This is a genomic window from Stenotrophomonas sp. TWI273 (assembly GCF_039674765.1).
Taxonomy (GTDB): Bacteria; Pseudomonadota; Gammaproteobacteria; order Xanthomonadales; family Xanthomonadaceae; genus Stenotrophomonas.
Genome location: NZ_JBDJOA010000002.1, coordinates 129,801 through 150,694, shown reverse-complemented (window position 1 = coordinate 150,694; position 20,894 = coordinate 129,801). Strand labels below are relative to the sequence as shown.

The 20,894-nt window shown below is 68.5% G+C and carries 16 protein-coding genes; 11 read left to right on the top strand and 5 right to left on the bottom strand.

Annotated elements, in window-relative coordinates:
- Positions 1-8: 8 nt before the first annotated feature.
- Together ABE571_RS03100 and ABE571_RS03095 are read right to left on the bottom strand one after the other, a co-directional pair.
- Entirely contained in the window at positions 9-2,981 is a 2,973-nt protein-coding gene (locus ABE571_RS03100; RefSeq protein WP_313219383.1) for a TonB-dependent receptor, read from the bottom strand.
- Positions 2,982-3,119: 138 nt separating this feature from the next.
- Complete coding sequence (locus tag ABE571_RS03095) at positions 3,120-6,479, bottom strand: TIM-barrel domain-containing protein (protein ID WP_346493161.1); 3,360 nt, start codon at positions 6,477-6,479, stop codon at positions 3,120-3,122.
- Between the two features lie 333 nt (positions 6,480-6,812).
- On the opposite strand from ABE571_RS03095, the gene ABE571_RS03090 reads away from it, so the two are divergent.
- From ABE571_RS03090 to ABE571_RS03065, 6 genes are read left to right on the top strand one after another with little or no spacing between them, the layout of a single operon-like run.
- Complete coding sequence (locus ABE571_RS03090; protein ID WP_313209334.1) at positions 6,813-7,970, top strand: SIS domain-containing protein; 1,158 nt, start codon at positions 6,813-6,815, stop codon at positions 7,968-7,970.
- Between the two features lie 6 nt (positions 7,971-7,976).
- Positions 7,977-8,903 carry an ROK family protein gene (locus tag ABE571_RS03085; RefSeq protein WP_346493160.1) on the top strand — a complete coding sequence of 309 codons (927 nt, stop codon included), beginning with the start codon at positions 7,977-7,979 and terminating at the stop codon, positions 8,901-8,903.
- Between the two features lie 23 nt (positions 8,904-8,926).
- Positions 8,927-10,255, top strand: a complete 1,329-nt coding sequence (locus ABE571_RS03080; RefSeq protein WP_346481650.1) for a D-tagatose-bisphosphate aldolase, class II, non-catalytic subunit — start codon at positions 8,927-8,929, stop codon at positions 10,253-10,255.
- Between the two features lie 34 nt (positions 10,256-10,289).
- Positions 10,290-11,066, top strand: a complete 777-nt coding sequence (locus ABE571_RS03075; RefSeq protein WP_123729905.1) for a DeoR family transcriptional regulator — start codon at positions 10,290-10,292, stop codon at positions 11,064-11,066.
- A complete protein-coding gene (gene nagA / locus ABE571_RS03070) occupies positions 11,063-12,178 on the top strand; it encodes an N-acetylglucosamine-6-phosphate deacetylase (protein WP_346493159.1) in 1,116 nt (371 codons plus the stop codon). Before ABE571_RS03075 ends, nagA begins: the two co-directional genes overlap by 4 nt.
- A gap of 53 nt (positions 12,179-12,231) precedes the next feature.
- Positions 12,232-14,037, top strand: coding sequence for an MFS transporter (locus tag ABE571_RS03065; RefSeq protein ID WP_313209344.1), 1,806 nt, complete (start codon positions 12,232-12,234; stop codon positions 14,035-14,037).
- Between the two features lie 23 nt (positions 14,038-14,060).
- Here ABE571_RS03065 and ABE571_RS03060 read toward each other — a convergent pair whose 3' ends face one another.
- The 3 genes from ABE571_RS03060 to ABE571_RS03050 all read right to left on the bottom strand — a co-directional run bounded on the left by ABE571_RS03060 (position 14,061) and on the right by ABE571_RS03050 (position 15,954).
- Entirely contained in the window at positions 14,061-14,561 is a 501-nt protein-coding gene (locus ABE571_RS03060; RefSeq protein ID WP_346463366.1) for a hypothetical protein, read from the bottom strand.
- A 47-nt stretch (positions 14,562-14,608) separates the two neighbouring features.
- Positions 14,609-15,169 (bottom strand): HdeD family acid-resistance protein, encoded by a 561-nt coding sequence (locus tag ABE571_RS03055; RefSeq protein WP_313209348.1) that lies wholly within the window; start codon positions 15,167-15,169, stop codon positions 14,609-14,611.
- A 71-nt stretch (positions 15,170-15,240) separates the two neighbouring features.
- The gene (locus ABE571_RS03050) at positions 15,241-15,954 is read right to left on the bottom strand and encodes a ComF family protein (RefSeq protein ID WP_313219373.1); all 714 of its coding nucleotides are present in this window, start codon (positions 15,952-15,954) and stop codon (positions 15,241-15,243) included.
- A 70-nt stretch (positions 15,955-16,024) separates the two neighbouring features.
- On the opposite strand from ABE571_RS03050, the gene bioB reads away from it, so the two are divergent.
- The 5 genes from bioB to bioC all read left to right on the top strand — a co-directional run bounded on the left by bioB (position 16,025) and on the right by bioC (position 20,876).
- Positions 16,025-17,059, top strand: coding sequence for a biotin synthase BioB (bioB, locus tag ABE571_RS03045; protein WP_346481648.1), 1,035 nt, complete (start codon positions 16,025-16,027; stop codon positions 17,057-17,059).
- A 62-nt stretch (positions 17,060-17,121) separates the two neighbouring features.
- The gene (gene bioF, locus ABE571_RS03040; protein WP_313219369.1) at positions 17,122-18,333 is read left to right on the top strand and encodes an 8-amino-7-oxononanoate synthase; all 1,212 of its coding nucleotides are present in this window, start codon (positions 17,122-17,124) and stop codon (positions 18,331-18,333) included.
- 16 nt (positions 18,334-18,349) lie between these two features.
- Positions 18,350-19,111 carry a pimeloyl-ACP methyl ester esterase BioH gene (bioH, locus tag ABE571_RS03035; protein WP_313209356.1) on the top strand — a complete coding sequence of 254 codons (762 nt, stop codon included), beginning with the start codon at positions 18,350-18,352 and terminating at the stop codon, positions 19,109-19,111.
- Between the two features lie 60 nt (positions 19,112-19,171).
- Positions 19,172-19,954, top strand: coding sequence for an SDR family oxidoreductase (locus ABE571_RS03030; protein ID WP_313209358.1), 783 nt, complete (start codon positions 19,172-19,174; stop codon positions 19,952-19,954).
- A gap of 37 nt (positions 19,955-19,991) precedes the next feature.
- Positions 19,992-20,876, top strand: coding sequence for a malonyl-ACP O-methyltransferase BioC (bioC, locus tag ABE571_RS03025; RefSeq protein ID WP_313209360.1), 885 nt, complete (start codon positions 19,992-19,994; stop codon positions 20,874-20,876).
- The last annotated feature ends 18 nt before the right edge of the window (positions 20,877-20,894 follow it).

The window sequence follows — 20,894 nt, the reverse complement described above, 5'->3', positions numbered from 1 at the left end:
GGGGAGCATCAGAACTTGTAGCCGACGGTCAGACTGTAGCCGCGACCGAAGATGGTGGCGTAGTCGCTGGAATCGCCGAGGAAGCTGTTCGGGTCATAGAACGGCAGGCGGTCGAAGAGGTTCTTGATGGTGAAACCGACGTTCCAGTGGGCATCCGGGCGCCAGGCCACGCTCAGGTTGGCGGTCCACCACGACGGGGCGCCATCGCACTTGCTCTGCTCCACCGGCAGGTAGCCGGCGGTGCAGGTCTGCGGGTTGTTGTCTTCCTCGTCGATCTGCTGCAGCGCCCACTTGGTGCCGCCCACGTAATTGACGAAGACGCTGGTGGTGACCTGCTTGTAGCTCCAGTCCGCGTTCAACGTGGCGCGCAGGCGCGGGTTGTTGTAATAGCCGACCAGGTCGCCGTAGTACCAGCCGCTTTCATCATCCAGGTAGGAACGGTTGCGGTTGGCGATGGTGGCGGCCACGCCGATGTTGAGGTTGCCCCACTCGCCCAGCGAGAAGCGGCTGCGGGCGTCGATGTCGAAGCCGTCGATCAGGGTCTTGCCACGGTTCTTGTACTGGCCCACCACGCTGGCCACGTTGCCCACGCTGTAGCCGGGCAGCGTGCCGGGACAGGCGACGCCGCTGGCCGGGTCGGCGCACATCGCCGCCAGCGCGGCCAGGTTGGCGCGGTCACTTTCGGTGATCGGCGAACGGGTGGAAGAGATGATGTCTTCGTCGCGGGTGAAATCCGGGGCAACGATTTCATTGCTGCGGTAGATGAACCAGTAATCGGCCGACACCGAGAGCCACTGCGTCGGCTCGTAGACAAAGCCGAGGGTGGTGATTTTGGCCTTCTCCGGCTTCAGGTCCGGGTTCGGCTGGGTCATGCGCGCCACGGTGCGGCTGCAGTCGGTATTGAGCAGGGACTTGCCCAGGTCCACGTCACCGCCGCGCTGCGACCGCAACAGCAGGTTGGCGATCGCGTTGGTCTCGTTGCAGCGCACTTCATCGCGGTAGCCCCCCAACTGGGCGAACACGCCGCCGTTGCCGGACTCGGCCAGGCTGGGCGCGCGGAAGCCGGTGGAGTAGGTGCCGCGCAGCATCAGCTGATCGAACATCTGGTACTTCAGGCCGATCTTCGGGGCCAGGTTGGCGCTGAAGTCCGGGTACTTGTCCACGCGCAGTGCGGCGTCCAGTTCCAGCTTCTCGGTGAGCGGCGCCACTGTCTCGGCGAACAGCGCATAGGTGTTGCGCTTGCCGTCGAACCACGAGCCGCCCTGCTGGGTGATCAGGCCGTTTGCCGCATCCGGGTTGCCCGGGGTGTAGAAGGTTTCGCGGCTGGCGTTGAAGCCGAAGGCTGCACGCACTTCACCGGCCGGCATCTGGAACAGCGGACCTTCGATCTTGCCATCCAGCGTATGCAGGCGCGTCCAGGACTGGATGTCGAAGGTCGGGAATGCTTCGCGGATCAGCGCGGCGTTGGCCTCGCTGATCTCACCGAATTTGTACGCCGGGTGATCGGAAATGATGACGCGGCCGGTGCCCGGATCGACGGAATACGGGCCGAAGGCCTTCTCGAAGCCGGCCAGGTTGACGTTGGTGGTCTGGTAGGTGACCGAGTGGCTGCCGGCGGTGGCGAAGGCGGTTTCCCAGTTCCAATCGCCGACATCACCGCGCATTCCGGCCACCACCCGATAGCTCTGATCGGTGTTGCGCTGGCCGAAGTGGTTGGCGCCCACGTCCTGCAGCAGATACTGCAGGCCGACCACGCCGCCCATCAGTGCCTTCAGTTCGGGCGAGGCATTGTTGTATTCGTTGTTCGGGCCCAGGTACGGATACAGGAACTGGTTGACCGTGGTGCCGGTATTGCGCGAGAACCAGCTGGTCGGGTTGCCGGTGGTGGTGCCGTAGGCACGCGGCGTACCGCCGTTGGCGGTCAGGTCGATGTCGGTGTACGTGGCTTCGGCGAAGGCTTCGGTGCTGTCGCCGATCAGGAAGTGGGCGTTGACGTAGGCGGTGTTGCGCTCGGACTTGGCGCCGGCGTCGATCTCGTTGTTCATCCACGTCTCCCAGATACAGCGCGGGCCGGCCGCTTCGCTGGTGAGTACGTTGTTGCAGCCCGGGGCGGCTTCCTGCACGCGGCGGCCGGTGACCGGATCGAAGGCGAAGTAGCTGCCCGGGTTGAACTCGCCCGGCTTGCTGCCGGTCCCCAGGCGCAGGTTGGGCAGGTAGTTCGGGTTGTTGACGTAGTACTGGTCGGGCCGCTTGTCGTAGAAGTCGCTCAGCGGGATCGCATCGCGCCGGTACAGGTTCACCGAGGCGTAGACGTTGTAGCGGTCTTCATCCAGGTCGCCGAAGCCGGCGGTGATGCTGCCCTGGTGTTCGCCGTAGGAGCTGATCCGCGAGGATTTGTCGGTGGTGAGATTGATCTCCGCACCCTGGTAGGAGCGCTTGGTGATCACGTTGATCACACCGGCCACCGCATCGGTGCCGTACACGGCCGAGGCCCCGTCGGTCAGCACTTCCATGCGTTCGATCGCTGCAGCGGGGATCGCATCGATGTTGACGAACTGGGTCTGGAAGCCGGCCGGCGCGCCGTAGTAGGACAGGCGACGGCCATTGAGCAGCACCAGCGTACCCTGTGCGCCGAGGCCGCGCAGGTTGGCCTGCGAGGCACCATCCGAACCGGTGAACAGCGAGCGCGCATCCTGCTGACCCGGACGTGCCGCCGGCAGATTGTCGAGCACCTGCAGCAGGGTGCGCGCACCCATGTTCTCGATGTCCTGCTTGCTGATCACCTGCACCGGCGAGGCGGTTTCCACATCACTGCGGCGGATGTTGGAGCCGGTCACCTCGATGCGCGACAGCTCGGTGGCCTTGGTATCGGGCGTTGCGTCCTGGGCGCTGGCACTGCCGACCACCGCGACGGCCAGGCCGAGTGCGATGGACAAGGGGGTGGCGGTGATGCGGCGATGGCGATGGCGTTCGGTCAACATCTTTGGCTCCTTGTTCGATCCGCAGCGTGGGGCTGGCGGTGGATGGGTGTTTTCGGGCAAACGTCCCCCGTGCCGCGGCCAGACGGCCGCAGACGGGAAACGGGAGAGAGCTGTTTTTCTGAAAGCGTGTTTCTTCGGTTACGGCGACACGATGCTGGCGGTATCGCCCTCCTGTCCGATCAGGGCGGCATTGGCCCAGTTGCCACAGACCTGCGCGGGTCGATCGCCCTGCGCCCCGAGCGTGCGCAGGCTCAGCCGCTGCAGGCCGCGTACGTCCAGCTCCGGTTTGACCACGCCGGGTGCGTTGACCAGGCCGCTGTCGTACAGCAGCCGACCGTCACCCCACACCTGGAACTGCATGCCGCCCGCGGTGCGGCACTGATCATCGATGCCCAGGTCGGCGCGCAGCAGGCGCCAGCTGCCCGTGAGTTCCAGATCGATCCGGCTGCTGGCATTGACGCCCAGGCCGCGGCGGAAATGCAGACCGTTCATGCGCATCTCGGCCTGCCCACCCAACGCGTGGTCGGCAGCGACGCTGGCCTTCAACGGGGTCGGCATGGGCAGCGCGGAGAGATACAGCTGCTGCACCGGGCCTTCCGGCTGCGGATGCTCCAGCACGTGGAACGTGGACAGCACGATCGGGCCGACATCGCGCGGCTGCAGCGCATCCACCGCACGCGCCACGCTGCCCTGCGCCGCGGTCACCATCGGGTCGGCAGCGCTGGCACCGTCGCCTTCCGGGTTCTGCGTGCTCAGCACGCGGAAGCGCAGCAGGCGGCCGGCGTGGGCGGGGAAGTCGATCTGCTGCATGCCCTGCTGCAGGGTCAGGCGACCGCGCTTGATCGGTTCGCCCCACTCGCCGTTGCTGTCGGCCATGTAGATCTCGTAATCGCGGATCTGGCCGTTCTTCCAGTGCGGGTCGTTGCGCGGCGCCAGTTCGATGCCGTCGATCAGCTTGCGTTCGCCGAAGCCGAGCACCCACTCATGCGCACCGGTCTTGACCGCCTGGTTGCGCACGGTGCGGAACCACGTGGCCGGATCATCGTCGAAGGCTTTCTCCATCTCATAGCCCTGCTCCTCGGCCGGCCGGTTGACCACCAGCAGGCTGTCGGAGGGCAGCGCGCGGCCCAGTTCCGGTGCGGCCGGGAAGGCATCGTCGGCCGATGCGGCGGCGATCGGCAGATCCAGCTGCAGCGTGAGTGCCTGGCGGATGTCGGTCGGCGCGGTGCGCACGTGCAGGGTGCCGCGGCGCTCTGCCGCATCGAAGTACCAGCCCTCGCCCGCACCTTGCCACGCTGCCTGGTCGGCCAGCATCGGCAGCGCGCGTCCGCCCAGCGTCACCGTGGCCGGGCGCTGGCGGCTGAGCACGCGCAGCGCATAGCGGCGCTGCGGCAGCTGGCCGGCGTACTGGCCCTGCACCGGATCGATGCGCACCTGCACCGGGCCAGTGCCCTGCGCCGGGGCCTGCACCGTGATCGCCTGCGTGCTCGATTCGCCTTTCTCATAGCGGCGGGTGGCGCCATCATCTTCGTACAGCGTGTACTGCGACGTGCCTTGCGGGTACAGATCGAAGGTCACTTCATCCAGCGGCTTCTCACCGTCGTAGAGCATCGCCGGGTACATCGGGATGATGGCGCCGGCGCGCACGAACACCGGGATCGTGGCCAGATCGACCGGACGATCCAGCGAGCGCCCCTCGGCGCCGGTCTGCAGCTGGCGGCCATCCCAGTAGTCGATCCAGCGGCCCTGCGGCAGATGGATGTCGCGGCGCCAGCCACGGCTCGCGGCCTGGCTGCGGTACACCGGTGCGATCAACAGCTCGCGGCCGAGCAGGAACTGGTACTTGTGCGCTTCGGTGTAGGCCTGCGGGTCCTGGGGGTAGTCCCACATCAGCGCGCGCAGCAGCGGTGCACCGCTGGTCGCTGCATCGTGTGCCAGCCCGTACATGTACGGGGTCATGCGCATCTTCAGCTTGAGGTAGTCGCGGTTGACGCTGCGGTAGGGCTCATCGAACCACCACGGGTGCTTGCGCGCATTGCCCGACCAGCCGGACATGCCCATCAGCACAGGGGTGAAGCTCTTCCACTGCAGGTCGCGGGTGAAGGTCTCGGCGCTGCCGCCAAAGATCGCGTCCACGTCGCCACTGGCGTAGGCCATGCCGGACAGGCCCGAGCCGATCAGGGTCGGAATGTGCCAGCGGATGTAATCCCAGCTGCTGCTCTGGTCGCCGGTCCAGGCCACCGCATAGCGCTGGATGCCGCCCCAGCCCATCACCGTCCACAGGAACGGGCGCGAATCTGAGTTGTCCATGATGCCGTTGAACGCGGACTGGTTGGCATCCATCGCGAACTGGTAGCCCTTGCCGGTCCAGGCCACGTCCAGCTTCTGCACGCGGCTGCCGGCGGTGCCCACTTCCCAGGCGATCTTGTCGACGCCGTTCTCGGTCCACAGGCCGGTCTTGAAGCCGTACTTCGCCAGCCCCTGCACGGTCTCGGGCAGCTTTTTGTAGCCGCAGCCGTAACCATCGTTGGGAAGGATCCAGCCCCCCGGCATGTCGTGCTCGCGGTACTGCCTGGCCACGCTGTCGACCACGTCGGGCGTGGTGCCGGTCGGGCCGTCGCTCCAGCCGTCGGGCACGCTGCCCGGCTTCTTGATGTTGTTGCCATCGTTGTAGCAGTCGGCGTCGCCATAGGAGAACGCCCAACGCGGCAGCAGGCCGGCGCGGCCGGTCAGCGTGGTGTAACGGTCCAGCAGCGTATGCAGGCTCGGCCCGACGAAGTAGTACGCATCGAAGCGGTCCTCGCGGTGCAGCAGCGTGGCCTGGTCGGCCTGGCGCAGATCGTAGGTGCCGTCGCTCCACGTGTTGCGCAGCATGCCCCAGCCCCGCGAGCTCAGCAGCATCGGCGCCGGGTTGGGACGATCGCCTTCTTCCCAGCCGCCGGAGTACGAGACCTCCAGTTCGCGGCCCTTGAACTCGAAGCGCCCGTTCTGCTGGCCACCACCGTAGAAGTGCTCATCGCTTTCGCTGGAGAGCACCTGCACGCTCTGGTCCTTGTCCAGGTCCAGCGGCTGCAGTTCGCGCCACAGCGCGACGTCGCGGTCGCCCTCGCGGCGGACCAGCGACAGGAGCAATGGTTGGCGCTGGATGTGCAGGACCAGCGCATCGGTGCGGATGCGCACCTCGTTGGCATCCTCTTCCAGTTGGACGGCGACCTTCGCGGGCGGCTGCGGCAGCACGATCGGGGCGGCCTTGTCGCCGGCACCGGTCAGCGTGCCGTTGCGGCCGGCGCGCACGCGCAGGACGTCATCGCGCAGCAGGTCCACGCGCAGCGTGGCGCCGGTATCCGTGCTGAGTGTCCAGCCGGCGGCGCCGTCTTTGGCGGGGGCGGCGGTGATCGCACGGAGGTTGCCTACCGGCTCAGCGTGGGCGGTGGCAGCCAGAGCCACTGCGGTGAGCAGTGCGATCGTCAGACCAGTGCGTCGAAACCGGAAGTCCACCTTGCCCCCAAGCCCGCGGTCAGCGGGAAACTGAAACCAGTGCGGCCGACTCTAGGGCACGGTCTCGAAAGATGTCAACAAATTGCAAAGAAAAAGAAAGGATATTTTGGTATAAACGAAAGATTCGGCAACGCCGCGCTTTCCAAACCCCACCTGAATACGCATTTTTGGAGTGCTGAAACTGTGGTGCAACGCGGCATTCGCGCGCATCTCCCGCCGGTCAACCCCGAATGAAAGACGAAAACTGTGACCGACAGACCTTTTCTTTATCTTTCGATATTTGACATTTCGAAAGAAAACGCAGAAGGTGCGGTCGCCCAACAGGAATTGCGAATGGACGCTTCTCTGCTCCCTGATTTGCCCACATGGCAGCGCCTCGGTGGCGCCTATACCGCCGAAGAAATCGCCCAGCAGCCCCGCTTGTGGGCCGCGCTGGCGAGCCTGCTGGACGCTGCGCAGGTACGCATCAATGGCTTCCTCGGGGAGGCCCTGCGCGATCCCGACCAGTTGGTGATCTTCACCGGCGCCGGCAGCTCGGGCTTCATTGCCGAGATGGTGGCCGACCAGATCAATGCGCAGTGGCCGGCCGAGGTGCGCGCTGTGCATACCACCAGCCTGCTGACCCATCCGGCGCTGTACCTGCGCCGCGAGCGCCCGACCCTGCTGGTGTCGTTCGGGCGCAGCGGCTCCAGCCCGGAGAGCGTGGCCGCGGTGGATCTGGTCCGCGACCAGGTCGAGCACGCGCGCTTCGTCGATATCACCTGCAATGCCGAAGGCGAACTCGCCAAACGTGGCCACGGCCGCAGCGATACGCTGTCGCTGCTGATGCCGCCGGCCAGCTGTGATCGCGCCTTCGCCATGACCAGCAGCCTGAGCTGCATGCTGCTGGCCGCGCTGAGTGCGTTCGACAGCGCCCCGTGGGCAGCGCGCCTGGAGCGTCTTCGCACGTTGGCCAGCCATGGCGAGCGTGCGCTGGATGCCTGGGATGCCGCGGTGGCGGCCTTGGCCCAAGCGCCGTATTCGCGCGTCATCTATCTCGGCAGCGGTCCTCTGGAAGCCGTCGCCCGCGAAGCCGCGCTGAAGGTGCTCGAACTCACCGCCGGCCGCGTGCTGGCACTGGCCAATACACCGCTGGGGTTCCGCCATGGGCCCAAGTCCACCCTCAACGGTGAAACGCTGGTGGTGATGCTGCGCAGCGCGCAGCCGCTGGCCCGCCGCTACGAGCAGGACCTGTTGCACGAACTGCGCCGCGACGGCATCGCCGGGCGGGTGCTGTCGATCGGGCCGGACGACGCGGACCGCGCCGACGGCGACTTCGTCCTGGCCGCACCTGCACTGCCCGATCCGTGGCTGGCCCCGCTGTGGCTGCTGGTGCCGCAGTGCTATGCGCTGCAGCGTTCGGCCGCGCTCGGCATGACCCCGGACAATCCCTTCCCCGACGGCACGGTCAACCGTGTGGTGCAGGGCGTGACCATCCACCCCCACGGCTGAGCACGCATGCAGACCTGGTATGGCATCGACATCGGCGGCACCAAGATCGAACTGGTCGCGTGCGACGCCACGCTGAGGGTGCACCACCGCCAACGCGTGGCGACGCCGACCCGCGACTACGCCGCGTTCCTGCAGGCGATCGTCGATCTGGTCGCCGCGGCGGATGCCGCGCTCGGCCAGCGCGGCCTGGGGGTCGGCATCGGCCTGCCCGGCGTGCGCGATCGCGTCAGCGGCCGCCAGCTCAGTGCCAACGTGCCCAGCCTGACCGGTCAGACCGTCGGTACGGACCTGCAGGCACGCCTGCAGCGCCCGCTGGAGCTCGGCAATGACCTGCAGTGTTTTGCCTTGTCCGAGGCCCATGACGGCGCCGCCGCCGGCTACCCCAGCATGTTCGGGGCGATCCTCGGCACAGGGGCCGGCGGTGGCTTCTGCGTCGGCGGCCGGCTGATCGCCGGTCACAATGGCATCGCCGGCGAGTGGGGCCACTGGAGCCTGCCCGCCACGCTGCAGCAGCGCCACGACCTGCCCGTGCTGGACTGTGGCTGCGGCCTGCGCGGCTGCCTGGAGCGTTACGTGTCCGGCAGCGGCCTGGCGATGATCCATGAACGCCGTGGTGGCCACGCGCTGGACGCCGCCGAGGTGGTCGCACGGGCCCAGGCCGGCGATGCGGTCGCGCAGCAGGCGCTGGCCATCCACCGCGACCTGCTCGGCTACAGCTTCGCCAGCCTGATCCTCGCGCTGGACCCGCACGTGATCGTGCTCGGCGGTGGCCTGTCCAAGCTGGAACAGCTCTACCGCGACCTGCCTGCCTCGATCGCGCCCTACCTGTTTGCCGGTGTGCGGGTCCCCCCGATCCTGCCGCCCACCTTCGGCGATGCCGGCGGTGCGCGGGGCGCGGCACTGCTCGCGCGCCAGCACTTCCCCTCCCCCTGAACACTGTTGTTACTGGAGTTGCCATGTCCGCCGTCCAATCGTTGATCGCCGCCCATCGCCAGGGCCACCCCGTCGGGCTGTACAGCGTCTGCTGCAGCAACGCGCAGGTGCTGCTGGCGGCGATGCAGGTCGCGCAGCGTTACGACACCCTGCTGCTGATCGAGGCGACCTCCAACCAGGTCGATCAGTTCGGCGGCTATACCGGCATGACCCCGCCGCAGTACCGCGACTACGTGCTGCAGCTGGCACGCGATGCCGGTTTCCCGGCCGAGCGGCTGGTGCTCGGTGGCGACCACCTCGGTCCGAACGCCTGGCAGAAGGGCCCGGCACAAGCTGCAATGGCAAACGCGCGCGAACTGATCGCCGCCTACGTCGCCGCCGGTTTCCACAAGATCCACCTGGACTGCAGCATGTCCTGCGCCGACGACCCGACCCCGTTGCCGGACGCCATCGTCGCCGCGCGCTCGGCCGAACTGGCGCGCATCGCCGAGCGCACGGCCGCCGAGCACGGGCTGCCACCACCGGTCTACGTGATCGGCACCGAGGTACCGATTCCCGGCGGTGAAGCCTCGCTGGCCGGCGGCCTGCAGGTGACCACGCCGGCGGCCGCAGCGACCACCCTGGCGATCCACCGTGAGGCGTTCTCCGCCCCGGACCTGCTGCCGGCCTGGGAGCGCGTGATCGCGATGGTCGTCCAGCCCGGCGTGGATTTCGACCACAGCAGCGTGCACTACTACGATCCGGCCGCCGCCACCGCGCTGTCTGCCTTTGTCGAGCAACAGCCGGGCATCGTGTTCGAAGCGCACTCCACCGATTACCAGACCGAAGCCGGCCTGCACGCGCTGGTCCGCGATCACTTCGCGATCCTGAAAGTCGGCCCGGCGGCGACCTATGCCTTCCGCGAGGCGGTGTTCGCGCTGGCGATGATCGAATCCGAACTGCTGCCGGCCGCGCAGCGCTCGAACCTGATCGAGGTGCTGGACCGCTGCATGGTCGACGCACCGGGCAGCTGGCGCAGCTACTACCAGGGCGACGAGCACGAACTGCGCCTGCTGCGCGCGTACTCGCTCAGCGATCGCAGCCGCTATTACTGGGGCGAGCCAGCGGTACAGGCTGCGCTGGACACGCTGGTTGCCAATCTCACCGCGCACGCGCCGCCGCAGATGCTGCTCAGCCAGTTCATGCCCGAACAGCTCAAGGCGATCGAGGCCGGTGAGCTGCGGCCGGCGCCGTTGGCGCTGATCCAGCACAAGGTGGCGCTGCGCCTGGCCGAGTATGCCCGGGCCTGCAATCGCAACTGCTCAGGGGCGGATAACGAAACCCGTCAGGCCAAGGAGCTTTCGGAACGGTAAGCTTCGGCTTTCCCTTTCGAACGGAATCGCCCCCATGCGAAACACCCGGCAGCGCCGCCAACAGATCCTCCAGACCCTGGTCGAGCACGGCAACGTGCAGGTCAGCGAGCTGGTGGCGCGCTTTGCGGTCTCGGCGGTCACCATCCGCGCCGACCTGACCCACATCGAGTCGCAGGGGCTGGCCACGCGCACCCATGGGGGCGCGACGCTGGTGCGCACGCCGCCACAGGAACAGGACATCCACGAGAAGGATGCCTTGAACCTGCCGATGAAGGACCGGATCGGTATCGAGGCGGCCAAGCTGGTCAAGGCCGGCGACAACATCATCATCGACTCCGGCTCGACCACGATGACCCTGGCGCGGCACCTGCGCGGGCATCGCGACGTCACGGTCATGACCAACGGGCTCAACATCGCCTGGGAGCTGGCCAATGCGCCCGGCGTGGAGCTGCTGCTCACCGGCGGGTTGCTGCGCAAGCAGTCGCTCTCGCTGCATGGCAGCCAGGCCGAGGCGAGCCTCAACACCTACAGCTTCGACACCCTGTTCCTGGGCGTGGATGGCCTGGACCTGCAGTTCGGCCTCACCACCCACCATGAGGCCGAAGCCAGCCTCAACCACCGCATGGTCGAGCGCGCGCGCCGCATCGTGGTGCTGACCGACGCCTCCAAGTTTGGCCGGGTCAGCCTGCACCGCATCGCGCGGCTGGACCAGGTCCATACCATCATCACCGACGGCAGCATCGAGCCCGAGTACCTGGAAGGGCTGCAGCGGCTGGGCGTCGAAGTGATCATCGCCGAGTCCCCGCCTTGACCGAGTCCCGCTTCCTGCACGGCCGCCTGCTCACCGACACCGGTTGGGTCCGCGGCGATATCCATTTCGACCAGCGCATCACCGCCATCGATACGGTGCACGCCGATCCGCGCGGCGACAATGAGGTGCCGCTGATCCTGCCCGGCTTCATCGACCTGCATGTGCATGGCGGTGCCGGGGTGGACATCATGCAGGGCGGCACGACCGCGCAGACGGTGGCCCGCGCGCACGCCCGGCACGGCACCACCGCGCTGCTGGGCACCACCATGACCGCGCAGGAAGACGACATCACGCGCGCGCTTGAAGGCCTGTCCACCGCGATCGCCACGCGCGCACCCGGCATGGCCCGCGTGCTCGGTGTGCACCTGGAAGGCCCCTTCATCAGTGCGCAGCGCCTGGGCGCGCAGCCACCGCTGGTGGTGGAGGCCACCCTGGCCGACGTGCAGCGCCTGCATGCGATCGCCCCGATCAAGGTAATCACTCTCGCCCCGGAAATCGGCCAGCACCTCGCGCTGATTCCCGCGCTCAGTGCGCTCGGCATCCGCGTGCAGCTCGGCCACAGCGCCGGCAGCTACGAAGACGGCGTCGCCGCATTGAACGCCGGTGCGGCCGGCTTCACGCATCTGTTCAACGGCATGACCGGCGTGGACCACTACCAACCCGGCATCGCCACCGCCGCGCTCGCGCACGCGCAGTACGCCGAACTCATTCCCGATCTGCAGCACGTGCATCCCGGCGCGATCCGCACCGCCCTGCGCGCGATCCCGCGTCTGTACTGCGTCACCGATGCGACCGCGGCGACCGGCATGCCCGATGGCGAGTACGCGCTCGGCGTACAGCGTGTGCACAAATGCCTGGGGTGCGTACGGCTGTCGAGCGGCTCGCTGGCCGGCAGTGCGCTGACCATGGACCAGGCGCTGCGCAACCTGGTCTCGCTCGGCCTGGACATCGCCGATGCCTCCCACCGGCTGTCGCGCTACCCGGCCGACTACCTCGGCATCGACGACCGCGGCCGCATCGCGACCGGCGCCTGGGCGGACCTGGTGGTGCTCGGCCACGACCTGCGCGTGCGCGGCGTGGTGGTGGAAGGCGACGACATCGCGCTCGACTGAGCGTGGACTCCCGCGCCGCCATGGCGCACGCACTTGCAGACAGGACCGGCACGATGAACGACGTTTCCGCAGCCATGCCCGTGCACGCCGGCGCCTCCGCGCCGCGCTGGCCGGTACGCTATCTGTTGTTCATCGGCGGCATGGGGGGGCTGCTCTACGGCATCGACATCGGCATCATCGCCGGCGCCCTGCCCTATCTGGAGGCCACCGCCACCGCGAGCTGGCACCTGACCAGCCAGCAGCTGGGTTTCGTGGTGGCCGCGGTGCTGCTGGGCAGTGTGCTGTCTTCGCTGTTTGCCGGGATGGTCGCCGACCTGATCGGCCGCCGTGGCGCGATGCTGCTGGCCGGCGTGCTGTTCACCGCCAGCATTCCGGTGATGGCCCTGTCCGATGGCTATGGCGCGCTGTTGATGGGACGCCTGCTGCAGGGCATCAGTGGCGGGCTGATCGGCGTGGTGGTGCCGCTGTATCTGGCCGAAGTGCTCAGCCCGGAACGACGCGGGCGCGGCGCGGCGATGTTCCAGCTGCTGCTGACCATCGGCCTGGTGCTGGCTGCGGTGATCGGGCTGTACCACGCGCATGCCGTGGATGCCGCGACCGCCGCGGTGCGCCATCTGCCCGGTGCGGAGCAGCAGCGCCTGCTGTTCGACGTCAAGGACCATGCCTGGCGCACCATTTTCTGGAGCTGCCTGCTGCCCGGCCTGGTGTTCACCGGCGGCGTGCTGCTGATCAGTGAATCCCCGCGCTGGCTGGTGCGCCGTGGCCGCATCGAGACAGCGCGCCACGCCCTGCAGCGTACCGTCGCCGCGAGCGACGTGGAGCCGACCCTGCAGCGCATGCAGGCGCCGGAGGAGCTCCAGATCGGCCGCAACGGCAAGCGCGACCCGCTGCTCAGCCGCCGCTACGTGTGGCCGTTCGTGCTGGCCTGCCTGGTGCTGGCCTTCACCCAGGCCACCGGCATCAACTCGGTGCTGGCCTACGCGGTCAACATCCTCAACCAGGCCGGCCTGCCCGGCTCGGTGGCCAACGGCGCCGATGTGGCGATCAAGCTGCTCAACGCGGTGATGACCGTGGTCGCACTGGTGCTGGTCGACCGCAAGGGCCGCAAGTTCCTGCTGATGCTGGGCAGTGGTGGCATCACGCTGTCGCTGCTGGCGGCTGCGTTGTTGTTCGTGCAGAGCGAGCGCGGGCGGCTGGATGTGCAGGCCGCGCTGCAGCAGCAGGTGAGCGGCACCACCCTGTTGCTGCCGCTGGATGCCGCGCAATGGCAGCGGCTGGAGGGCAACGCCGGCGGCGCGCCGCAGCAGCTGACCGTGTCGTATGCCTACGGTGGCTTCAGCAACGTGCGCTCACTGCGCAGCGACAACCCGATCGACGCCACGCTGCAGATCCGTCGCGAAGACGCGGTGTCGGCCGACAGCGTGATCGGCCGCTTCTTCCGCACGCTGCATCTCAATCCCTTCCCGGATCCCGCCCAGGCCGCCAACGCGCCGCTGGTGATCGAACGTGCGGTGATCGGCCCGGTGCCCTCGCCCACCCACGGCTGGCTGGTCGCCGGCTGCATTCTGCTGTTCGTCGCGTTCTTCGCGGTGGGCCCGGGCGTGTGCGTGTGGCTGGCGCTGTCCGAGCTGATGCCGACCCGCATCCGCTCCAACGGCATGAGCATCGCACTGCTGATCAACCAGTTCGTCTCCACCGTGATCGCCGCGATCTTCCTGCCCACGGTCGGCCATCACGGTTACGCCAGCATGTTCTTCTTCTGGGCCGGCTGCACGTTGCTGTATTTCCTGATCGCCGCGTTCTGGCTGCCGGAAACCAAGGGCAAATCGCTGGAGCAGATCGAAGCGAATTTCCGCTGAGGCCGTCAACAGCGGCGAGGCACTCAAGGCGCCTTGCCGGTGACCTCGGTATACAGCCGGTGGGCGTCGGCGGTGCTGTCCAGCCCGGTCACCTGCATGGACTGCGCGAAGGGGCCGGCGATGACGGCGACATTGAGGACCTGATCGCCGACGGTAAATGCCACACGCTTGGCGACGCGCGCTTCGGTCGCGGCGAGGATGCGCGGTGCCGCGGCCTCCGTGAAGCGCAGGATCAGGGTCCCGTGTCCGGTAGACCCGTCGCTGCCCACGGCCACCGTGGCGATGTCGGCCGTGGTGATGAAGGCCGGCTCGATCAAGGACAGCGCGTTGCCGTCGCGGTCCTTGAGCGTGGTGACGCCGGGGTGGCGGGCATCCTCGGCCACCTCACGCATCTGGATGCGTGCGTTCGCCAGCGGTGCGACGCCCGCCGGCGTCTCGGACGCGGCGGGTGCGGGCGGCGCCTGGGTGCAGGCGCTGAGGCCGGCCCCCAGCGCCATCGTTACGATCAACAGACTGCTGCGCATGCGTGTCTCTCCATCAGGACGGGCACGAGTATCGCCGCTGCGCGTGCTCAGCGCAGGCGGCGGATGCGCCAGGCGACCATGATCTGCAGCACGCCGTAGAGCAGGCTGCCGATGCCGACCCACAGCGTGGTGACGGCAATGCCTGCCATCGGATTGGCCACCATCATCGCGCCGAGCACGATCGCCAGCACGCCGCTGAGGATCAGCAGCCACTCGCCCTGGATTTCCTTGCGCACCCGGATCGCGAACACGATGCGGTAGATGCCGGCGACGATCAGCCAGGCGGCCAGCAACAGGATCAGCACACTGGCCGTGGCCAGCGGGTTGAGCACGGCCAGCACACCGAATGCCACCGAGGCCAGCGCGTAGACCAGCAGCCACCCGCGCGGCACGCCACTGCGGCCAAACAGCGCGAACAGGCTGATCAGGCCTTCCACCAGCGCCATCACGCCGATCGCCCAGGCCAGTGCGGTCGCGGCCGAGAGCGGCCGTGCAATCGCGATCAGGCCGAAGACCACGGCGACCGCGCCGTACAGCATCAGCACCCACCAGCTGCGGCCGATGGCAGTGAGAAGCGGTGAGGTGCGCGGATCCGGCGGCAGGTTCATGGGACGTCCTTGCGAGGGTGATGACCGCCCGATGGTACGTCCTGGCAGCGTGCAAGGCGCGGCAACGGCGCTTACGGCACCCGCGCACAGACCCAGACCTGCATCGGGCCGGCACCGGCGTACTGCAGCGCGCGCAACGCGGCATCGGTGGTTGCCCCGGTGGTCATCACATCGTCGAGGATCGTCAGCCCGGCGGGTGGATGGCCGCGTACTGCGAACGCATCGCGCAGATTGCAGCGCCGGGCATCCGCATCCAGGTTCGATTGCGCCACGGTCTCGCGGGTACGCTGCAGCCCGTTCCAGAGCGGGCAGCACAGCCCGCGCGCCAGCGGCTTGCTCAGTTCCAGCGCCTGGTTGTAACCGCGCTGGCGCAACCGGCGGCGGTGCAGTGGCATCGGCTGCAGCGGCCCGGCCAGAAACGGCGGCACGCGCTGCAGCATGAGCTGCGAGAGCAACCGTCCTGCGGCCAGGTCCTGGTGGAATTTGAACCGGATCAGCAACCGGTCGATCGGCGGCGCGTACAGGAACGCGGCACTGGCCGCCGCCTGGCGGGGATACTCGTCCACGCAACGCTCGCAGTGATCCCCCGCTGCATCACCGGGATCGTTCGCCATCAACGGCAGTGCGCAGCGACGGCAGGCACGGTCGTTCCACGGTAGCGCCTGATGACAGGCGCGGCACAGATCCATCCCGTCCTCGCCCGGGCACTCGCAGACCAGGCAGCGCAGCGGCAGGATCTGCCAGCCGAGCCAGCCCAGGGCTCCGTAAACTTTTGATAAGGCCATATGGTTGACAGATGCAGGCAGCCTCACCAGACTGCCGCCCTTTCGTTCCACTATCTGTCAGGACACCCCCATGGCTTCTGTCATCCGACACGACTGGCACCGCGAGGAACTGCTGGCGCTGTTCGCGCTGCCCTTCCCGGTGCTGCTGCACCGCGCGGCCAGCGTGCACCGCGAGCAGTTCGATCCGGCGGAAGTGCAGGTCTCGACCCTGCTGTCGGTCAAGACCGGCGGCTGCCCGGAAGACTGCGCGTACTGCCCGCAGGCGCAGCGCTACAGCACCGGGGTGGATGCACAGAAGCTGATGGCCACCGACGACGTGGTCGCCAAGGCCCGCCAGGCCAAGGCGGCGGGCGCCTCGCGGTTCTGCATGGGCGCGGCCTGGCGTTCGCCCAAAGACCGCGATATCCCCAAGGTGGCGGCGATGATCCGCGAGGTGAAGGCACTCGGCCTGGAGACCTGCGCCACGCTGGGGATGCTCAGCGGCGAACAGGCCACCGCCCTGCGCGACGCCGGGCTGGACTACTACAACCACAACCTGGATACCGCGCCGGATTACTACGATTCGATCATTCACACGCGCCAGTACCAGGACCGCCTGGACACGTTGGCGCACGTGCGCGATGCCGGGCTGAAGACCTGCTGCGGTGGCATCGTCGGCATGGGCGAGACCCGCGAGCACCGCGCCGGCCTGCTGCTGGCGCTGGCCACCCTGCCCGCGCACCCGGATTCGGTGCCGATCAACCGGCTGGTGCAGGTGGCCGGCACGCCCCTGCACGGCACCGCCGAACTGGACCCGTTCGAGTTCGTGCGGATGGTCGCGGTGGCCCGCATCGCCATGCCCCGCGCGATGGTGCGGCTCTCGGCCGGGCGCGAGGCGATGAGCGACGAGCTGCAGGCGCTGTGCTTCCTGGCCGGGGCCAACTCCATCTTCTACGGCGAAAAGCTGCTCACCACCGGCAACCCGGACACCGAACGCGACCTGGCCCTGTTCGCGCGGCTGGGCCTGCGCCCGATGCCGGTCACGGTGGATGCCGACGGGCACGACCACCCAGGCACGGTCCACGCCGACATCACCGCCGGCGGCCGCGGCGGGCGGGCGGCCTGAGCCCCGAGCAGCGGGCCCGGCAACCGGGTACGCTAACGGCCCACCCGGACCCCCTGACGACCATGGCCCGCCCTGACCTGCACGACCGCATCCAGGCCCAGCGCAAGCTCCGCGACGCGCAGGGGCGCCTTCGCGTGCGCCGCGTGGTGAACCGGCGCGATGGCGTGCGGCTGGACGTCGATGGCCAGTGGCTCACCGGTTTCTGCAGCAATGACTATCTGGGCCTGTCGCAGCAGTTCGGCGTGGTCAGCGCATTGCAGGATGCTGCCGCGCGCGAAGGCACCGGCGCCACCGGATCGCACCTGATCTGCGGCCACCACGCGCTGCATGACGCGCTTGAACGGGAAATGGCCGATTGGCTCGGCTATCCCCGTGCGCTGCTGTTCGGCAGTGGCTTCGCCGCCAACCTCGCGGTGCAGCAGGCGCTGCTCAGCGAAGAAGACGATGTCTGCGTGCAGGACCGGCTCAACCACGCCAGCCTGCTCGATGCATCGCGCCTGGCCGGTTGCCGCCTGCGCCGCTACCCGCATCTGGATACCGAAGGCGCGCTGCGCCAACTCAAGCACGCGCCCAACGGCGCGGCGATGCTGGCCACCGACGGCGTCTTCAGCATGGACGGCGACATCGCCCCGCTGCGATCCCTGTCGCTGGTGGCGCGCATGCAGGAAGCGCTGCTCTACGTCGATGACGCGCACGGCATCGGCGTGGTCGGCGAACACGGCCGCGGCTGCGTGGCCGATGCGGGCCTGGGTGTGAACGATGTGCCGCTGCAGCTGGCCACGCTCGGCAAGGCGCTTGGCGGCAGCGGTGCGGTCGTGCTCGGCGACGAGGCGATGATCCAGCACCTGGCCGAAACCGCGCGCCCCTACATCTACACCACCGCCGTGCCGCCGGCGCAGGCCGCCGCCGCCCTGGCCGCGGTGAAGCTGGCCCGCCGCGACGACTGGCGCCGCGAAAAGCTCACCGAACTGATTGGCATCTTCCGCACCGGCGCCCGCCAGCACGGCCTGGAACTGATGCCATCGGATACCCCGATCCAGCCCCTGCTGTGCGGCGCCGAATCGACGGTGATGGGCATGTCGGCCGCGCTGGAAGCCGCCGGTTTCCTGGTCAGCGCGATCCGTCCGCCCACCGTACCGGAGGGCAAGGCGCGCCTGCGGGTGACCCTGTCCGCCCTGCACGCACCCGCCGAGGTACGCGCACTGGTCGATGCGATCGCGCACGCCCGCGACACCGTGGTGCAGCCGCCATCGCTGACTGCCCTGACCGCGTGACAGCGCTGGGTTGAGCATGCAGATCGATGTCATCGGCCAAGGCCCCGCGCTGGTCCTGATCCACGGCTGGGCCCTGCACGGCGGCGTGTTCGCGCCGTTGGTGGACCGCCTGTCGGCGCACCTGCAGCTGCACCTGGTGGATCTGCCCGGCCACGGCGCCAGCCGCGATGACACCACGCCGCTGCGCCTGCCGTACGTGGTCAACGCCATTGCCGCCGCCACGCCGCCGGCGGTCTGGTGCGGCTGGTCGCTCGGCGGGCTGTTCGCGCTGCATGCGGCCGCGACCCTGCCCCAGGTGCGTGCCCTGGCGATGATCGCCGCCACGCCGCGTTTCGTGCGCGGCGACGATTGGCCGCATGCGGTGGAGCCGGCGGTGTTCGAACAGTTCGGTCAGGACCTCGCGCAGGACTATCGCGGCACGCTGGAGCGCTTCCTCGCGCTGGATGCGATGGGCTCCGAACACGCCCGCCAGGAACTGCGCACGCTGCGCGAGATGCTGGTCGCGCGCGGTGCGCCGGCCCCACGTGCGTTGCAGGAGGGCCTGCGCCTGCTGGAGAACACCGATCTGCGGGGCGCCCTGGCCCAGCTGGGCAAGCCCAGCCTGTGGCTGGCCGGCCAGCGCGATCGGCTGGTCTCGGCGCGGGCCATGCAGGCTGCCGCCGCGCTGGCGCCGGGCGCGCAGGCGCATGTGATCGCCCAGGGCGGGCATGCGCCCTTCCTCGGCCATACCGACGAAGTGGCCGCGCAGCTGCAACACTTTGTTGCCGCGCTGCCTTGACCTGTTCCGGCCGCGCATCGCCGATCATGTACGCCTGCCTTTCCCCACAGGACTGACCCCATGGATCTTGGAATCGCCGGCCGCTGGGCCCTGGTCTGCGCCGCCAGCAAAGGCCTCGGGCTGGGCTGTGCACGCGCACTCGCCCGCGAGGGCGTCAACGTGGTCATCGCCGCGCGCGGTGAAGCGGCCCTGGAACGCGCCGTGCTCGAACTGCAGGCCCTGCCGGGCGCACGCAGGGTGATCGGCGTGGTTGCCGACATCACCACGCCGGAAGGCCGTACCGCCGCGCTGGCCGCGTGCCCGCAGGTCGACATCCTGGTCAACAACGCGGGGGGCCCGCCGGCGGGCGATTTCCGCCAGTTCACCCGCGAGGACTGGATCGCCGCGCTGGATGCCAACATGCTGGCCCCGATCGAGCTGATCCGCACCACGGTGGATGGCATGATCGAGCGTGGTTTCGGCCGCGTGGTCAACATCACCTCTTCTTCGGTGAAGGCCCCGATCGACATCCTCGGGCTCTCCAACGGGGCGCGCTCCGGGCTGACCGGGTTCGTGGCCGGGCTGGCACGCAAGACCGTTGCCCACAACGTCACCCTCAACAATCTGCTGCCGGGCCAGTTCGATACCGATCGCCTGCGCGGCAACTTCGCGTACCTGGCGCAGCAGCAGGGCATCGATGCCGGCCAGCTGGCCGAGCGCAAACGCACGCATATTCCCGCCGGCCGCTTCGGCACCGCCGATGAGTTCGGTGCCGCCTGCGCCTTCCTGTGCAGCGCACAGGCCGGCTATATCACCGGGCAGAACCTGCTGATCGATGGCGGCGCCTACCCCGGCACCTTCTGAGTCCACCCGCACCACCGTTTTGAGCCGTGAGTACCCCATGACGTCCAGCTTCGATCCCCATCATGTCCGCCGCGCCTTCTCGCGCGCCGCCAGCAGTTACGACGCCGCCGCGGCGCTGCAGCGCGAGGTGGAAAAGCGCCTGCTCGAATCGCTGGATTATCTGGAAAGCCGCCAGCCGCAGGTGGTGCTCGATGTCGGCAGCGGCACCGGCCATGCCAGCGCGCTCATGAAGAAGCGCTGGCCGAAGGCACAGGTGATCGCGCTGGACCTGGCCCAGCCGATGCTGCGCGAGGCGAAGAAGCAGGCCGGCTGGTGGAAGCCGTTCTCGCGGGTGTGCGGCGATGCGCAGGCGTTGCCGGTGCTGGACCAGAGCGTGGATGTGATCTTCAGCAACCTGTGCCTGCAGTGGGTGGAGGATCTGCCGGCGGTGTTCGCCGGGTTCCGCCGCGCGCTCAAGCCCGGGGGCCTGCTGCTGGTCTCCACGTTCGGGCCGGAGACCCTGATCGAACTGCGCGATGCGTTCGCCGCCGCCGACGACGTACCGCACGTCAGTCGCTTCGCACCGATCGCACAGTTCGGCGATGCGCTGATGATGTCCGGCTTCCGCGATCCGGTCCTGGACCGCGACCTGTTCACCCTGACCTACGACGACCTGACCGCGCTGATGCGCGAACTGCAGGCGATCGGCGCCACCAACGCGCGCCAGGACCGCCGCCACACGCTGACCGGGCGCGGGCGCTTCGATGCCGCGCGCGCAGCCTACGAGCCGCTGCGGCGCGAAGACGGCAAGCTGCCCAGCAGCTGGGAAGTGATCTACGCACACGCGTGGGCGCCGGAAGGCGGCGCGCCGATCCGCGAGCGGGGGCACGATGTCGCCACGGTGCCGATCTCGGCGATTCCGATCCGCCGCAAAACGCCCTGAGCCGACCACGCTGATCGC

Excerpts from the sequence above, each read along its gene's own strand:
- ABE571_RS03060 (WP_346463366.1), bottom strand. The coding sequence starts at position 14,561 with ATGCGCAGCAGTCTGTTGATCGTAACGATGGCGCTGGGGGCCGGCCTC.
- ABE571_RS03075 (WP_123729905.1), top strand. The coding sequence starts at position 10,290 with ATGCGAAACACCCGGCAGCGCCGCCAACAGATCCTCCAGACCCTGGTC.
- ABE571_RS03055 (WP_313209348.1), bottom strand. The coding sequence starts at position 15,169 with ATGAACCTGCCGCCGGATCCGCGCACCTCACCGCTTCTCACTGCCATC.
- ABE571_RS03080 (WP_346481650.1), top strand. The coding sequence starts at position 8,927 with ATGTCCGCCGTCCAATCGTTGATCGCCGCCCATCGCCAGGGCCACCCC.
- bioB (WP_346481648.1), top strand. The coding sequence starts at position 16,025 with ATGGCTTCTGTCATCCGACACGACTGGCACCGCGAGGAACTGCTGGCG.
- ABE571_RS03050 (WP_313219373.1), bottom strand. The coding sequence starts at position 15,954 with ATGGCCTTATCAAAAGTTTACGGAGCCCTGGGCTGGCTCGGCTGGCAG.
- ABE571_RS03100 (WP_313219383.1), bottom strand. The coding sequence starts at position 2,981 with ATGTTGACCGAACGCCATCGCCATCGCCGCATCACCGCCACCCCCTTG.
- bioH (WP_313209356.1), top strand. The coding sequence starts at position 18,350 with ATGCAGATCGATGTCATCGGCCAAGGCCCCGCGCTGGTCCTGATCCAC.
- ABE571_RS03090 (WP_313209334.1), top strand. The coding sequence starts at position 6,813 with ATGGACGCTTCTCTGCTCCCTGATTTGCCCACATGGCAGCGCCTCGGT.
- ABE571_RS03030 (WP_313209358.1), top strand. The coding sequence starts at position 19,172 with ATGGATCTTGGAATCGCCGGCCGCTGGGCCCTGGTCTGCGCCGCCAGC.
- bioC (WP_313209360.1), top strand. The coding sequence starts at position 19,992 with ATGACGTCCAGCTTCGATCCCCATCATGTCCGCCGCGCCTTCTCGCGC.
- ABE571_RS03085 (WP_346493160.1), top strand. The coding sequence starts at position 7,977 with ATGCAGACCTGGTATGGCATCGACATCGGCGGCACCAAGATCGAACTG.
- bioF (WP_313219369.1), top strand. The coding sequence starts at position 17,122 with ATGGCCCGCCCTGACCTGCACGACCGCATCCAGGCCCAGCGCAAGCTC.
- ABE571_RS03065 (WP_313209344.1), top strand. The coding sequence starts at position 12,232 with ATGAACGACGTTTCCGCAGCCATGCCCGTGCACGCCGGCGCCTCCGCG.